The organism is Streptomyces sp. NPDC058052, from assembly GCF_042885515.1.
Taxonomy (GTDB): Bacteria; Actinomycetota; Actinomycetes; order Streptomycetales; family Streptomycetaceae; genus Streptomyces.
In genome coordinates this window covers 52,826-67,495 of the sequence record NZ_JBHVRX010000021.1, presented here as the reverse complement: position 1 = coordinate 67,495, position 14,670 = coordinate 52,826, and the positions used below count along the sequence as shown (strand labels likewise).

Below are 14,670 nucleotides of genomic sequence, written 5' to 3'. Positions count from 1 at the left end.
ATGCACCTCGACCACGGTCACACCCACCACGGCGCCGTCTCCGCCGACGCCCACCGGCCCGACGGCACCCGGCGCGCGCTGCGCATCGGGCTCGGCGGGCCGGTCGGCTCCGGCAAGACCGCCACCGTCGCCGCGCTCTGCCGCACCCTCCGCGACACGCTCTCGCTCGCCGTCGTCACCAACGACATCTACACGCGCGAGGACGCCGAGTTCCTGCTCCGCGAGGCCGTGCTGCCGCCGGAGCGCATCCAGGCCGTCGAGACCGGCGCCTGCCCGCACACCGCCATCCGCGACGACATCTCCGCCAACCTCGAAGCCGTCGAGGAACTGGAGGACACCGTGGGCCCGCTCGACCTGGTCCTCGTCGAGTCCGGGGGCGACAACCTCACCGCCACCTTCTCCAAGGGCCTCGTGGACGCGCAGATCTTCGTCATCGACGTCGCCGGCGGCGACGACATCCCCCGCAAGGGCGGCCCCGGCGTCACCACCGCCGACCTCCTGGTCGTCAACAAGACGGACCTCGCGCCCTACGTCGGCTCCGATCTCGGCCGGATGGCCCGCGACGCGGCGGAGCAGCGCGGCGACCTGCCCGTGGCGTTCACCTCGCTCCGCTCGGCGGAGGGCGTCGGCCCGGTCGCCGACTGGGTGCGCGAGCGGCTCGCCGCCTGGACGGCCGCGCCGGCGCCCACCGCATGAGCCTGCGCGCCACCGCCCGGATCACCGCCGGGGCCGGCGGTTCGCTGCCGGTCCTGGAGAGCGACGGGCCGCTCGCCCTGCGCCGTACTCGCGCCGCCGCCCCCGGCTGGGCACGGGTGACGGTCGTCGGCGCGATGAGCGCGCCGCTCGGCGGCGACCGGCTCGCGATCGAGACCGAGGTGGGCGACGGGGCCAGGCTCCGGGTCGACTCGGCGGCGGCCACGCTGGCCCTGCCCGGCCGCACCCCGGACCCCGCGACGTACGAACTCCGGCTCCGCATCGGCGCGGACGCCGTCCTGCACTGGCTGCCCGAGCAGCTCGTCAGCGCCCACGGCTCGGACCTGCGCGTGCGGACCGGCGTCGACCTCGCGCCCACGGCGCGGCTGGTGCTGCGCGAGGAGCAGATCCTCGGCCGGCACGGCGAGCCGCCCGGGACGCTGGTCTCGCGCCTCACCGTCCGCCGCGCGGGCCGGCCGCTGCTCGACCAGGAGCTCGCGTACGGCCCCGGAGCCCCCGGCGGCTGGGACGGCGGCGCCGTCCTCGCCGGTCACCGGGCCACCGGTCAGCTCCTCGTCGTCGACCCGGCGTACGAGGAGGCGCCGGTGGCGGCGCGCCCGCTCGGCGAGCACGCGGCGCTCACCCCGCTCGCCGGCCCGGCCGCGCTCGTCACCGCCGTCGCCCCCGACGCGCTCGCCCTGCGCCGGATCCTCGACGCGGCCCTGGACGAACTCGGCGCCGCCGGGCCCGGCTTCCCGGTGCACCGCTGAGCGGATTCCGTACTCCGGTTATGGGTTCGGCAAAGAAACGTGTGTTCGGAATGACGTCGTGGCCTCTCTGACGGAAGGATCGCCCGAACAGACGACCACCTACAGGGGGAGGACACCTGTGAGACGACGCACGGCAGTGCTCGGCTCCGCCGGCACACTCATCGCCGGCACGCTCGCCGCGGGCGCGCTCGCGGCTCCGGCCGCCGTCGCCGACAACGGCGCGCGCCACGGGCGCGACGCCGAGGCGGCCGGGGCAGCCGTCGCCGCGGCCCAGGCCGCCCGCACCGGCATCGACTGGCAGGACTGTCCCGCCGACTGGGGCCTGGAGAAGCCGATCCAGTGCGGCTGGGTGACCGTGCCGCTCGACTACGCCAAGCCGTACGGCAAGAAGATCAAGATCGCCGTCGACCGGATCGCCGCCACCGGCACCCCGGCCGAGCGCCAGGGCGCCCTGCTCTACAACCCCGGCGGCCCCGGCGGTTCCGGCCTGCGCTTCCCGCGCCGCGTCACCACCGGCAACAAGATCTGGGCGAACGCCGCCGAGGCGTACGACTTCGTCGGCTTCGACCCGCGCGGCGTCGGCAGGTCCACCCCGATCTCCTGCGTCGACCCGACCGAGTTCGTCAAGGGCCCCAAGCTCGACCCGGTCCCCGACAGCGAGGCCGACAAGCGCGCGCAGCGCAAGCTCGCCGCCGAGTACGCCGAGGGCTGCGCCGAGAAGAGCGGCGACATGCTGCCGCACATGACGACGCCGAACACCGCGCGCGACCTCGACGTCGTCCGCGCCGCCCTCGGCGAGCGGAAGCTCAACTTCGTCGGCGTCTCCTACGGCACCTACCTCGGCGCCGTCTACGGCACCCTGTTCCCGGACCACGTCCGGCGCATGGTCCTGGACAGCGTCGTGAACCCGTCGACCCGGTCCATCTGGTACGAGGCCAACCTCGGCCAGGACATCGCCTTCGAGGGCCGGCTCACCGACTGGATGACCTGGGTCGCGAAGAACGACGCCACCTACCACCTCGGCGACACCCTGGCCGAGGTCCGGCAGCAGTGGGACACCCTGCGCGCCGCCGCGAAGAAGGCGCCGCTCGGCGGCACCGTCGGACCGGCCGAGCTCATCGGCTTCTTCCAGAACGCCCCCTACTACGACTCCATGTGGGCCCCCGTGGCCGAGGTGTGGAGCGCGTACGCCGCCGGCGACCCGCAGCCGCTCATCGACAACGCCGCCGCCGACCTCACGGACACCGCCGGCAACATCGCGGCGGAGAACGGCAACGCCGTCTACACGGCGGTCGAATGTGCGGATGCACCGTGGCCGACCAGCTGGAAGAAGTGGGACCGGGACAACTCCCGGCTCCACGAGCAGTACCCGTTCATGACCTGGTCCAACGCCTGGATGAACCTGCCCTGCGCCACCTGGAAGGCGCCCAGCCGCCAGCCCGTGCAGGTCAAGACCGGCAAGGGGCTGCCGCCCGTGCTCATCACCCAGGCCGAGCGCGACGCCGCCACCCCGTACGAGGGCGCTGTGGAACTGCACAAGCGGTTCAAGGGCTCGCGCCTGATCACGGAGCGGGACGCCGGCTCGCACGGCATCACCAACCTCGCCAACCCGTGCCTCAACACCAAGGTCGAGGACTACCTGCTGACCGGTCGGCTCGACGCCACGGACCAGACGTGCGCCCCGCACGCCGCTCCGCAGCCGTGACCCCGGCGGCCTGACGCAGCACGGAGGGGCGGTCGCGCACGGCGACCGCCCCTCCGCCCGTTCCCGGAGCCGTCCCTCGGCCCGTTCCCGGAGCCGTCCCTCAGGAGCCGGCCGCCTTCACCACGGCCGCGTACTCGTCCACGTACTCCTGCCCCGACAGCCGCATGATCGCGTACATGATCTCGTCCGTGACCGCCCGGACCACCGCCCGCTCGTCCGCCGAGCCCGCGAAGCGCGAGAAGTCCAGCGGCTCCCCGAACCGGATGGTCACCCGCCGGATCCGCGGCACCACCCGTCCCGGGGGCTGGATCTCGAAGGTGCCGACCATGGCGCACGGCACCACCTTCACCCCGGCCGTCAGCGCCATCACCGCCACCCCGACCTTGCCCTTGTACAGGCGCCCGTCGTGCGAGCGGGTGCCCTCCGGGTAGATGCCCAGCAGTTCGTCCTTCGCCAGCACCCCCAGCCCCTCGCGGATCGCCGCCTGGCCCGCCTCCTTGCCCGAGCGGTCCACCGGGATCTGCCCGGCCGCCCGGAAGAACGCCGCCGTCAGCCTCCCCTTCAGCCCCGGCCCGGTGAAGTACTCCTGCTTCGCCAGGAACGTGATCCGCCGGTCGAGCACCACCGGCATGAGGAAGTGGTCGGAGAAGGAGAGGTGGTTGCCCGCGACGATCGCCGCGCCCTCCTCGGGGATGTGCTCGATCCCCTCCACGCGCGGCCGGAACAGCAGTTTCAGCAGCGGTCCGATCAGTACGTACTTCAGCAGCCGGTAGAACACCGGGACCCCCGTTCGTCGTCCGTCACGCCCCGTTGTAACGCCCCGGCCGCCCGTGGTCCACTGGGAGGAGTGTCCCGAACCACCGGGAGGCCGACATGCCAGGCGCGCGCGGACCCCGGCGTCCCGGCCGTGTGCTCACCGCACTGCTCTGCGCGGTGACCGCGGCCGGTCTGTACGGCTGCTCCGGCTCGGGCCCGCCGGGCCCGTCACCGACGCCGACGCGCGCGCCCACCACCGCCACCACGCCGAGCGGCGTCTCGCCCTTCACCGGCCTGCCCGCCCGCACCGGCCCCGTCCTCGCCGTGAAGATAGACAACGTCGCCGCCGCCCGCCCCCACACCGGCCTCGGCGCCGCCGACCTCGTCTACGTCGAACAGGTCGAGGGCGGCGTCACCCGCCTCCTCGCCGTCTACTCCTCCCGCCTCCCCGACAGCGTCGGCCCGGTCCGCAGCGCCCGCGAGTCCGACATCTCCCTCCTGCGCCCCTTCGGCCGGCCCGCCCTCGCCTACTCCGGCGCCCAGAGCAGGCTGACCCCGCTCCTGGAGGCCGCGCCGCTCGACCTCGTCGCCCCGTCGGACGCGCCCCGGGCGTTCCGGCGCTCCCCGGACCGCCCCGCCCCGCACAACCTCTACCTGAGCCCCGAGCGCGCCCTCGCGGCCGCCCCCGACGCCTCCGACGCGCGCCCCGTCGGACTGCGCTTCGGCCCCGCGCCCGCCGGCGGCACCGCGACCGCCTCGGAGACCGCCCGCTTCCCGGCCGCCCGCTACACCTTCACCTGGTCCGCCGCCGACCGCGGCTGGCGCGTCGCCATCGACGGCCGCGCCGCCACCAGTACCGACAGCGGTCCGCTCACCCCCGCCACCGTCGTGGTCCAGCGCGTGACCGTCCGCCCCTCGGACTTCCACGACGTCACCGGCGCCGTCTCCCCGTACACCGAGACCACCGGCTCCGGCACGGCGACGGTCCTGCGCGACGGGCGGGCGTACGAGGCCCGCTGGTCCCGCCCCGACCCGGACGGCGGCACCTCCTTCACCACCCCCGAAGGCCGTCCGCTCGCCTTCGCCCTCGGACAGGTCTGGTTCGTCCTCGTGCCCCGCTGAGCTCGTCGAGCGGTGCCGCGCGGACCGTCACACGTGAGCCGGCGCCGTCAGCGTGCCGACGGACCGGGCCCCGTCCCGCCCGCGCGGGGTCCGCGCGGCGCGGCCGTGTCGGCGCTGTCCGCCGCCGCCATCCCGATGGTCGCGATCCCGAGCACGATCCAGCCGAACCAGAGCCAGCCGCTGCTGCCGAGCGCCACCGTGTACGCGGTGATCAGCACCAGGGCCGCGCACGTGACGTACGTCATCGCCTTCGTGGAACCGGACATGTCCGCTCTCCTCCCGACCGGGGCCTGGGAAGCCTCCCTGCCATCGTGACTCCCCACCGGGGGCGCGCGCTACTCCCCGGACGCACCCGGCGTGCGCCGGACGGCGCGAGGCCCCCGGGACCGTGCGGTCCCGGGGGCCTCGCGCCGACGTGGCGGGCGGGTCAGCGGCGCGCCTGGAGCGAGGCCAGGTACGCGTTGTACTCCGCCAGCTCCTTGTCGCCGTCCCGGTCGGCCTGCCGGTCCTTGCGGACGGCCTGGCGCTGCTCGGAGTGGTACCACTGGTACACCAGGGCGATCAGCACCAGGACCGACGGGATCTCGCTGAAGGCCCAGGCGATGCCGCCCGCGGCGTTCTGGTCGGCGAGCGCGTCGATGCCGAGCGAGGCCGGCGGGTTCTTGTACGCCTCCACCATCGGCTGGGTCGCCATCATCATCGCGATGCCGAAGAAGGCGTGGAACGGCATGCCCGCGAAGAGCTCCAGCATCCGCATCACGTACCCCGGCCGGTGCGGGCCCGGGTCCACGCCCATGATCGGCCAGAAGAAGACCAGGCCCACGGCGAGGAAGTGGACCATCATCGCGATGTGCCCGGGCTTCGACGCCATGAGGGTGTCGAAGAGCGAGGTGAAGTAGAGGCCGTAGAGGCTGGCGATGAACATGCTGATGGTGAAGACGGGGTGCGTGATGACCCGCATGTACCGGCTGTGCAGCAGCTTCAGCAGCAGCTCGCGCGGGCCGAGCGCATCGCGCCCGGCCACCGGCAGGGCCCGCAGCGCCAGCGTCACGGGCGCGCCGAGCAGCAGCAGGATCGGCGAGACCATCGAGATGACCATGTGCTGCACCATGTGCACGCTGAACATGACCATGCCGTAGTCGTTCAGCTTGGTGCACATCACCAGGGCGATGGTCAGCACGCCGGCGGTGAAGAGCACGGTCCGGGCGACCGGCCAGGCGTCACCGCGCTTCCGCAGCCGGGCGACCCCCCACCCGTACAGGCCGAGGGCCGCGAGGCACCCGATCAGGAAGAAGAGGTCGGGAGAGAACTCCAGGCCCCGCCCCAGCGTGAACGGCGGCAGATCCGTGGTCATGCCGTGCCCGCTGTGATCCATCGCTTACTCCTGGAGCCCATTGCGCGCCGAGCCCGTTTCGCGCTTGTTGTCCGCACCAGACTAGAACCGCCCCCGGTCGCGCTCGCGACCGGGGGCGGGTGTCGTGCGGAAGGGTGCTCAGAGCACGCACTCGGCCTCGGCGTAGCGGTCCTCGGGGACCGTCTTGAGGGACTCCACGGCCTGCGCCAGCGGCACCATCACGATGTCGGTGCCGCGCAGCGAGGTCAGCCGGCCGAACTCGCCGCGGTGCGCCGCCTCGACCGCGTGCCAGCCGAAGCGGGTGGCGAGGACGCGGTCGTACGCGGTGGGGGTGCCGCCGCGCTGGACGTGGCCGAGGATGACCGGGCGGGCCTCCTTGCCGAGGCGGCGCTCCAGCTCGACGGAGAGCTGGTTGGCGACGCCGGTGAAGCGCTCGTGGCCGTAGATGTCGGTGCCGGCGGTCTTGAAGTCCATGGAGGAGCCCTCGCGCGGCTTGGCGCCCTCGGCGACGACGACGATGGCGAACCGCTTGCCGTCCTCGAAGCGGGCGCCGACCCGGGCGGTCAGCTCGTCGATGTCGAAGGGGCGCTCCGGGACGACGACGGCGTGGGCGCCGGCGGCCATGCCCGAGTGGAGGGCTATCCAGCCGGTGTGACGGCCCATGACCTCGACGACGAGGACGCGCTGGTGCGACTCGGCGGTGGTCTTGAGGCGGTCGAGGGCCTCGGTCGCCACGGTGACGGCGGTGTCGAAGCCGAAGGTGACGTCGGTCGAGGCGATGTCGTTGTCGATCGTCTTCGGGACGCCGACGATGGGGAGGCCGGCCTCGGAGAGGAGGTTGGCGGCCTTGAGGGTGCCCTCGCCGCCGATCGGGATGATCGCGTCGAGGCCGAGGTCGGCGACGTGGCCCCGGGCCCGCTCGACCCCGTCGACGAGGTGCGCGGGCTGGACGCGGGAGGATCCGAGGATGGTGCCGCCGCGGGCGAGGATGCCGCCCACCGCGTCGAGGTCGAGCTTCCGGTAGTCGCACTCCAGGAGGCCCTTCCACCCGTCGTGGAAGCCGATGACCTCGTCCCCGTGGTCGACCACGGCCCGGTGCACGACGGAACGGATGACGGCGTTCAGACCGGGGCAGTCTCCGCCGGAGGTGAGCACACCAATGCGCATAGCCCAAAAACCTTTGCAACGTGGGCCGACTCCCGGACCACGTCGTCCGGCTGGATCCCCGCCACCCTATCGTTGCCGGGTGGCGGGGCCGAACCGGATGTCCGCAGATTGGACACCGCATTCACTTACGAATCCAATGTGCGGCGGCCCGCTCAGAAGTGCGCTTCCGCCGGGCTCCTGGCGTTCCGTCAGGCGGGCTGCGAGGCGGACGCGATGCGCTCGGCGCGCAGCGCCTCGTACCACCGGTCGTCGGTCGGCGGCAGCGCGTTGACGTCGAGGGCCAGCTTCAGCAGCAGGTCCGCGATCTGTGGGTTGCGGGCCATGACGGGACCGTGCATGTAGGTGCCGAAGACGGTGTCGTTGTACGCGCCCTCGGTGCCGTCGCCGTTGCCGTTGCCGTTGCCGAAGACGGTCCGGGCGAAGGGGCGGGCCGTCGGGCCGAGGTGGGTGACGCCCTGGTGGTTCTCGAAGCCGGTCAGCTGGGGGAGGCCCAGCTGCGGGTCGATGTCGGCGAGCACGTCGCCGACGCAGCGGGCGCCCTCGCCGCGGACCGTGGTCACGTCGAGCAGGCCGAGGCCCGGCTCGCGCGCCCCGAGGTCGTTGATGAACTCGTGGCCCAGGATCTGGTACCCGGCGCAGACCGAGAAGATGATCGCGCCGTTGGAGGCGGCCCGGGAGAGGCCGCCGTCGCGGCGCAGCCGCTCGGCCGCGAGCCGCTGCGGCCGGTCCTCGCCGCCGCCGATGAGGTAGATGTCGCCGGAGGTGGGGACGGGCTGGTCGCTGCGGACGTCGACGCGGTCGACGTGCAGGCCGCGCTGGCGGGCGCGGCGCTCGACGACGAGCACGTTGCCCTGGTCGCCGTAGGTGCTGAGCAGGTCGGGATAGACCCAGACCACACGCAGGCTGCTGTCACTCATGCTGCCACTCCTTCTGCGGGCCGGGGCGGGGTCAGTTGCCGACACGGCGGCGTACGTCCTGGAAGGCGGTGTAGTTGGCGATCAGCTCGATCTGCCCGGGCGGGGCCATGGCGACGGCCTCGTCGATCGTCTCGCAGACGCGGAAGTCGACACCCGCGACCTCCAGCCGGACCGCGAGGTCGAGCCGGCGGTCGCCGATCACCATGATCGGGTGGCCGGCGAGCCGGCCGTAGTCGACGTCCCACAGCCAGGACGTGTCGGTGCCGTCGGCGCCGCGCGCGTTCACCGCGAGGACGACCGGCGTCGGCGGCTGGTCGATCAGGGAGAACGTCTCCAGCCAGCCCGCCGGGTTCTTCGCGAGCAGCAGCCGCAGCTGCCGGTTCTGGAAGGAGACCACGTCGTACCGGCCGGCCACGGCCTGCACCTGGTACATGCGCTCCAGGGCGACCTGGGGCGGCACGCCGAAGACGGCGGCGACGGCGGCCGAGGTGGCGGCGTTCGCCTTGTTGGCGCGGCCGGGCAGCTGGAGCCGGATGGGCCAGGCCGAGCCGTGCGGGTCGAGCACGTGGTCGCCGCTGAGCGCCCAGCTCGGGGCGGGACGGCGGAAGCCGCACTCGCCGCAGAACCAGTCGTCGCCGGGGCGCTGGAGCACACCGCCGCAGGAGGGGCACGACCAGGCGTCGTCCTTCCACTCCTGGCCGACCGCGACCCACACCACGTTGGGGGAGGAGGAGGCGGCCCACACGATCAGCGGGTCGTCGGCGTTGGCGATGACGACCGCCTTGGAGCCGTTGAGGCCCTCGCGCCACTTCTCGGCGAGCATCCGCGTCTCGGCGGCGCGGTCGAGCTGGTCGCGGGAGAGGTTGAGCAGCGCGATCGCCTTGGGGGTGGTGTCGCGGGCGACACCGGCGAGGTACTTCTCGTCGACCTCGATCACGCCGTACCGGGCGTCACTGCCGCCGGCGAGGGCGGAGGTGATGCCCGCGGGCATGTTGGCGCCGAGGGCGTTCGAGACCACCGGGCCGCTGGCCCTGAGCGCCTCGGCGATGAGCCGGGTCGTGGTGGTCTTGCCGTTGGTGGCGGACACGAGGACGACGTCCAGGTGCTGCGCGAGCCGTCCCAGCAGGTCGGGGTCGAGCTTGAGCGCCACCCGGCCGCCGATCACCGATCCGCTGCCACGGCCGGCCGCCCGCGACACCGCGGCGGCTGCCTTGCCCGCGGTCACGGCCAGCTTGGCACGCGGCGACAGCGGCTCTGGATTACCGGGGTGTCCTGACATCGTCCTTGATCCTCCTTGCGTCGGTCGGGGCTCAGCCTATCGAGAACCGGCCAGGAGCCCGAACCACGGCACCGTGCCGACCGTATGAAATGAGGAGGTCACGGCGGACCGTACGCTTACCGGCATGCGAAACCGCCCCATCCCCGGCAGCTCCGGCATCGTCCGGACGATGACCCTGCTCGGCGACCCCGTGCTGCACGCACCCTGCGCCCCCGTCACCGAGTTCGGGCCCGTGCTCGACGGTCTGGTGGAGTCGATGTTCGCCACCATGTACGCGGCGCACGGCGTCGGTCTGGCCGCCAACCAGGTGGGCGTGGGGCTGCGGGTCTTCGTCTACGACTGCCCGGACGACGAGGACGTGCGGCACCTGGGACACGTGGTGAACCCGCGCCTCGTCGAGGCGGACGGCGACGCCTACCGGGGTCCGGAGGGCTGCCTCTCGCTGCCGGGCCTGGAGGCGCCGGTGGCCCGCTTCGACCGCGCGGTGGTCGAGGGCGTGCGGACGGACGGCACCCCGGTGCGGATCGAGGGCACCGGCTTCTTCGCCCGCTGCCTCCTGCACGAGATGGACCACCTGGAGGGCCGCGTCTACGCGGAGCACGTCACGGGGTGGCGGAGATCACGCCTGTTCCGCGCGATCCGCAGGCAGCCGTGGGGCGAGGGAGCCGCCGCGCTGGACGCGTAGCGGACGTTTCCCCGGTACGGCTCCGAGGGCGACCGCCCGGAATCGCCGGGCCCGCCCCCCGGCGACCCGCCTCGCTCCGGGGCCGCCCCCCGGCGCCCCCCCCGGTCGGCCGGTGGTCAGAACCCCGGGCCGTCCGCGCGGTCGTCGGCCTCGGCGAGGCGGCCCCAGAGGAGGTCCGCGAGGGAGCGGACCAGTTCGGCGCGGGAGCAGGGGCGCTCGCCCAGCCACCAGTCGCCGGCGGCGTGCATCATGCCGACGATGCCGTGGCCCCAGATCCGGGCCTGCGCCTCGGCGGCCGGGCCGAGGTCGACGCGCTCGGCGATGACCTGGCCCAGCTCCTCGCCCATGCGGCGGAGCAGCGGGGCGGAGTGGCGCCCGACGTCGAAGCCCTGCTCGGTCTGGTGGGACTCCTCGGCCGGGTGCATGAGGAAGCGGTAGACCTGCGGCATCGCCTCGATGGAGGCGAGGTAGGTGTCGAGGGTGGCCTCGACCCGGCGGCGCCGGTCGGCGGGCGCGTCGAGGGCGGCGCGCAGCGAGGCGAGGAGGGCGTCGGTGTGGCGGGTGGCGAGGGCGCGGTAGAGGCCGCCCTTGTCGCCGAAGTGGCGGTAGAGGATCGGCTTGGTGATGCCCGCCTCGGCCGCGATCGCGTTCATGGATGCCTTGGGGCCGTCGCGGAGCACCACCCGGTCCGCCGCCTCCAGCAGTTCGCGCCGCCGCTGCTCGGCGGGCTTCTGCTGGTCGGTGGTCCGGTGTGCGATGTCCATAAGCGTGTCTCCCCGCCCGTGCGATGACCTGAGGCTGTCGCAACGTAACACCCGACCGGCATGCTGTGCCGAACCGTCCGATCCGCTTCGCCCGGGAGGATCCGCAGGTTGACAGCTGTACCCGCCGGTAACAGACTGGGTGTTACCGCAAGTAACATACTGCTGGGAGGGAACATGGCCGAGTTCACGTTCGAGCTCAACGACGACCAGAAGGAAGTCCGTGACTGGCTTCACGGCTTCGCCGCGGACGTCATGCGGCCGGCCGCCGCCGAGTGGGACGAGCGTGAGGAGACCCCCTGGCCGATCATCCAGGAGGCGGCCAAGCTCGGAATCTACTCCCTCGACTTCTACGCCCAGCAGTTCTTCGACCCCACCGGTCTCGGCGTCCCGATGACCATGGAGGAGCTCTTCTGGGGCGACGCGGGCATCGCCCTCTCCATCGTCGGCACCGGCCTCGCCGCCGTCGGCGTCCTCGCCAACGGCACCGAGGAGCAGATCGGCACCTGGGTGCCGCAGATGTACGGCGACGCCAACGACGTGAAGGTCGCCGCCTTCTGTTCCTCCGAGCCCGACGCCGGCTCCGACGTCGCCTCCATGCGCACCCGGGCCGTCTACGACGAGGCCAAGGACGAGTGGGTGCTCAACGGCACCAAGACCTGGGCGACCAACGGCGGCATCGCCAACGTCCACGTCGTCGTCGCCGTCGTCGACCCGGAGCTCGGCTCCAAGGGCCACGCCTCCTTCATCGTGCCGCCGGACACCCCCGGCCTCTCCCAGGGCCAGAAGTTCCAGAAGCACGGCATCCGCGCCTCGCACACCGCCGAGGTCGTCCTGGAGGACGTGCGCGTCCCCGGCTCCTGCCTGCTCGGCGGCAAGGACAAGCTGGACGAGCGCCTGGCCCGCGCCCGCGAGAAGGCGAAGACGGGCGGCGAGCGCGTCAAGAACGCCGCCATGGCCACCTTCGAGGCGTCCCGCCCGGCGGTCGGCGCCATGGCCGTCGGCACCGCCCGCGCCGCGTACGAGGTCGCCCTCGACTACGCCAAGACCCGGGTCCAGTTCGGCCGCCCGATCATCGAGAACCAGGGCGTCGCCTTCCAGCTCGCCGACATGGCCACCCAGATCGACGCGGCCCGCCTGCTGGTCTGGCGCGCCTCCTGGATGGCCACCGCCGGCAAGCCCTTCACCAAGGCCGAGGGCTCCATGTCGAAGCTGTACGCGAGCGAGGTCGCCAAGACCGTCACCGGGCAGGCGATCCAGATCCTCGGCGGCAACGGCTACACCCGCGAGTACCCGGTGGAGCGCATGCACCGCGACGCCGCGATCTACACGATCTTCGAGGGGACGAGCGAGATCCAGCGGATGGTCATCGGCCGCGCCCTCGGCAAGTAGCCCTCCGGCGCGGGGCCCGGCCTCAGCCGAACCAGACGATCAGGCGGACGTTCTCGTCACCGTGGACGGCCGCCAGGTCACGCATGATCGTCCAGACGGGACCCCAGCGGTCACCGTCCGGCGGCGCGAACATCCGCGCCGTGTACACCACCGGACGGTAGACCGCACCCTCGAAGGGGACCTCGCCGCCCGGTGGCCACTCCCACGGCCACAGGTCCTCGCCGAACAGCTCCTCCGACGCGTCCAGGACGGCGAGCGGCGCCCAGCCCACGTAGTCCAGGACGAGCTCGCCGTCCGGCCCCGGCACCCACACCCCGAGGTGGTTGCCGTCGGCGCGGTCGTTCAGTGGCGCGTCCCAGTCGACGGCCGCCACCTCGGCCCATGTGGCGTACGAGTGGCTGTGGTTGATCTCGTCGTCGGGGATGTCCTCGGAGGCCCCCTCCGGGACGCCCCGCGCGTCCCACAGCGGACGGTCCACCTGGAGCGCGCCGCCGTACCCGAACAGGATCTCCCGCGCGCTCCGGTCGCGCACCGACGCGCAGTCGGGCAGCCAGTCACGGACCGCCCAGCGCCCGTCCCGCCCCCGCACCTCGATCGCACCTTCGATATCGGTCCCCATGACCGGAAGGCTATCCGCGTGTGCCGGACGGCCGTTCGGAATTCACGGCTCCGCAAGGGCCGCTCCATTCCGCCTCCGTAGCGTCTCGGCCCGTCCGAGACCGCTACCGAGGAGTACCGTGAGCGCCTCCGCCCTGACCGCCCTGGCCGCCGCATTCAGCGTCGTGGCCGCGGTCCCCGCCGCCCCCCACCCCGTCACCGTCACCGCCCGCGTCGAGACGCCCGTCGTGTACGACGACGAGGCGGGCGGGAACGCGAACGCGGACGACCCCGCCGTCTGGGTCGACCCCACCCGGCCCGGCCGCAGCCTCGTCATCGGCACCCTCAAGGAGGGCGGGCTCGACGTCCACGGGCTCGACGGCCGCCGTCTGCAGCACGTCGCCGCCCCGCAGGCCCCCGGCCCGGACGCCGCCCCCGGGCGGTTCAACAACATCGACCTGGTCTACGGCTTCGAGCTGAACGGGCGCAGGACCGACCTGGCCGTCGTCAGCGACCGCGGCCGCGACCGGATCCGCGCCTACGCGATCGACCCGGCCGCCGTCGCCGCCGGCCGCCCCCCGCTGAAGGACGTCACCGCCGCCGGCGTCACCCCCGTCTTCGCCGCGAGCGAGGCCGAGGTCGACGACCAGACCACCTCCTACGGCCTCGCCGCGTACCGCGACGGAGACGACGCCTACGTCGTCGTCTCCCAGCGCGAGCGCAGCCGGCTGCGCCTGCTGGAGCTGGAGGACCGCGGCGGCCGGGTCGGCTACCGCACCGAGTCCACGCTCGACCTGCCCGCCTCCTTCGCCCTGCCCGACGGCACCTCCTGGCGGCCCTGCGCGGACCCCGGCGAGCTGCCGCAGGTGGAGGGCATGGCCGTCGACCAGGAGGAGCACGTCCTCTACGCCGCCCAGGAGGCCGTCGGCCTCTGGCGGATCGAGCTCGACGACGAGGAGTTCGAGCGGCCCGAACTCCTCGACCGTGTCCGCGAGTACGGCACCCCGTGGAGCTACGACGAGGCCGAGGAGGAGTGCGTCCTCGACACCGCGCACGACCCCGGCTTCGGTGGTGAGCACCTGAGCGCCGACGCGGAGGGCGTCACCGTCTACCACGGCGGCGACGGCGAGGGCTACGTCCTCGCCTCCAGCCAGGGCGACGACAGCTTCGCCGTCTACGCGCGCGAGGACGGCAACGCCTACCTCGGCTCCTTCGCCGTCACCGACGGCCCGGCCACCGACGGCGTCCAGCACTCCGACGGCGCCACCGTGGTGAACGTGCCCCTCGGCGGCGCCTTCCCCCAGGGCCTGCTCGTCACCCACGACGGCGAGGCCACCCCGGCGGACGGCGACCGCGAGGGCACCAACTTCAAGTTCACCCGCTGGGACGCGGTCGCCGCGGCCTTCCCCGAGCCGCTGACCGTCGACACCCGCTCCTTCGACCCGCGCGACGCCGGATGACCCGGGACCCCG

General features: G+C 73.2%; 15 protein-coding genes. 7 read left to right on the top strand and 8 right to left on the bottom strand.

What is annotated here, in order from left to right; all coding sequences use genetic code 11:
* The 3 genes from ureG (at position 1) to ACFVU3_RS26210 (ending at position 3,168) form a co-directional block, all read left to right on the top strand.
* The gene (gene ureG, locus ACFVU3_RS26220) at positions 1–696 is read left to right on the top strand and encodes an urease accessory protein UreG (RefSeq protein ID WP_390069859.1); all 696 of its coding nucleotides are present in this window, start codon (positions 1–3) and stop codon (positions 694–696) included.
* Positions 693–1,463 (top strand): urease accessory protein UreD, encoded by a 771-nt coding sequence (locus ACFVU3_RS26215; RefSeq protein WP_390069857.1) that lies wholly within the window; start codon positions 693–695, stop codon positions 1,461–1,463. The genes ureG and ACFVU3_RS26215 overlap by 4 nt, the downstream gene beginning before the upstream one ends.
* Positions 1,464–1,581: 118 nt before the next feature.
* Positions 1,582–3,168 carry an alpha/beta hydrolase gene (locus tag ACFVU3_RS26210; protein ID WP_390069855.1) on the top strand — a complete coding sequence of 529 codons (1,587 nt, stop codon included), beginning with the start codon at positions 1,582–1,584 and terminating at the stop codon, positions 3,166–3,168.
* A 100-nt stretch (positions 3,169–3,268) separates the two neighbouring features.
* On the opposite strand, the gene ACFVU3_RS26205 is transcribed toward ACFVU3_RS26210, so the two are convergent.
* On the bottom strand, positions 3,269–3,946 hold the full coding sequence (locus tag ACFVU3_RS26205) for a lysophospholipid acyltransferase family protein (RefSeq protein WP_390069853.1): 678 nt from the start codon (positions 3,944–3,946) through the stop codon (positions 3,269–3,271).
* Positions 3,947–4,041: 95 nt separating this feature from the next.
* Between ACFVU3_RS26205 and ACFVU3_RS26200 the strand changes: the two genes are divergently transcribed.
* A complete protein-coding gene (locus tag ACFVU3_RS26200) occupies positions 4,042–5,046 on the top strand; it encodes a DUF3048 domain-containing protein (protein WP_390069852.1) in 1,005 nt (334 codons plus the stop codon).
* Between the two features lie 47 nt (positions 5,047–5,093).
* Here ACFVU3_RS26200 and ACFVU3_RS26195 read toward each other — a convergent pair whose 3' ends face one another.
* The 5 genes from ACFVU3_RS26195 to ACFVU3_RS26175 form a co-directional block, all read right to left on the bottom strand.
* A complete protein-coding gene (locus ACFVU3_RS26195; protein ID WP_390070001.1) occupies positions 5,094–5,312 on the bottom strand; it encodes a hypothetical protein in 219 nt (72 codons plus the stop codon).
* A 161-nt stretch (positions 5,313–5,473) separates the two neighbouring features.
* Complete coding sequence (locus ACFVU3_RS26190; protein WP_390069850.1) at positions 5,474–6,421, bottom strand: cytochrome c oxidase assembly protein; 948 nt, start codon at positions 6,419–6,421, stop codon at positions 5,474–5,476.
* Positions 6,422–6,538: 117 nt separating this feature from the next.
* A complete protein-coding gene (locus ACFVU3_RS26185; RefSeq protein WP_390069848.1) occupies positions 6,539–7,567 on the bottom strand; it encodes a 6-phosphofructokinase in 1,029 nt (342 codons plus the stop codon).
* Positions 7,568–7,755: 188 nt separating this feature from the next.
* Positions 7,756–8,484 carry a type 1 glutamine amidotransferase gene (locus tag ACFVU3_RS26180; RefSeq protein ID WP_390069846.1) on the bottom strand — a complete coding sequence of 243 codons (729 nt, stop codon included), beginning with the start codon at positions 8,482–8,484 and terminating at the stop codon, positions 7,756–7,758.
* A 31-nt stretch (positions 8,485–8,515) separates the two neighbouring features.
* Positions 8,516–9,763, bottom strand: a complete 1,248-nt coding sequence (locus tag ACFVU3_RS26175; RefSeq protein ID WP_390069844.1) for a MurT ligase domain-containing protein — start codon at positions 9,761–9,763, stop codon at positions 8,516–8,518.
* Between the two features lie 124 nt (positions 9,764–9,887).
* Here ACFVU3_RS26175 and def point away from each other — a divergent pair, with 124 nt between their 5' ends.
* Positions 9,888–10,448, top strand: a complete 561-nt coding sequence (def, locus tag ACFVU3_RS26170) for a peptide deformylase (protein WP_390069842.1) — start codon at positions 9,888–9,890, stop codon at positions 10,446–10,448.
* Between the two features lie 116 nt (positions 10,449–10,564).
* On the opposite strand, the gene ACFVU3_RS26165 is transcribed toward def, so the two are convergent.
* Positions 10,565–11,212, bottom strand: a complete 648-nt coding sequence (locus ACFVU3_RS26165) for a TetR family transcriptional regulator (RefSeq protein WP_390069840.1) — start codon at positions 11,210–11,212, stop codon at positions 10,565–10,567.
* 174 nt (positions 11,213–11,386) lie between these two features.
* Here ACFVU3_RS26165 and ACFVU3_RS26160 point away from each other — a divergent pair, with 174 nt between their 5' ends.
* Entirely contained in the window at positions 11,387–12,601 is a 1,215-nt protein-coding gene (locus tag ACFVU3_RS26160) for an acyl-CoA dehydrogenase family protein (protein ID WP_390069839.1), read from the top strand.
* Between the two features lie 22 nt (positions 12,602–12,623).
* Here the strand turns inward: ACFVU3_RS26160 and ACFVU3_RS26155 are convergent, their stop codons facing one another.
* Positions 12,624–13,220 carry a hypothetical protein gene (locus ACFVU3_RS26155; RefSeq protein ID WP_390069838.1) on the bottom strand — a complete coding sequence of 199 codons (597 nt, stop codon included), beginning with the start codon at positions 13,218–13,220 and terminating at the stop codon, positions 12,624–12,626.
* Between the two features lie 118 nt (positions 13,221–13,338).
* Between ACFVU3_RS26155 and ACFVU3_RS26150 the strand changes: the two genes are divergently transcribed.
* Positions 13,339–14,658, top strand: coding sequence for a phytase (locus tag ACFVU3_RS26150; RefSeq protein ID WP_390069837.1), 1,320 nt, complete (start codon positions 13,339–13,341; stop codon positions 14,656–14,658).
* Positions 14,659–14,670: the final 12 nt, after the last annotated feature.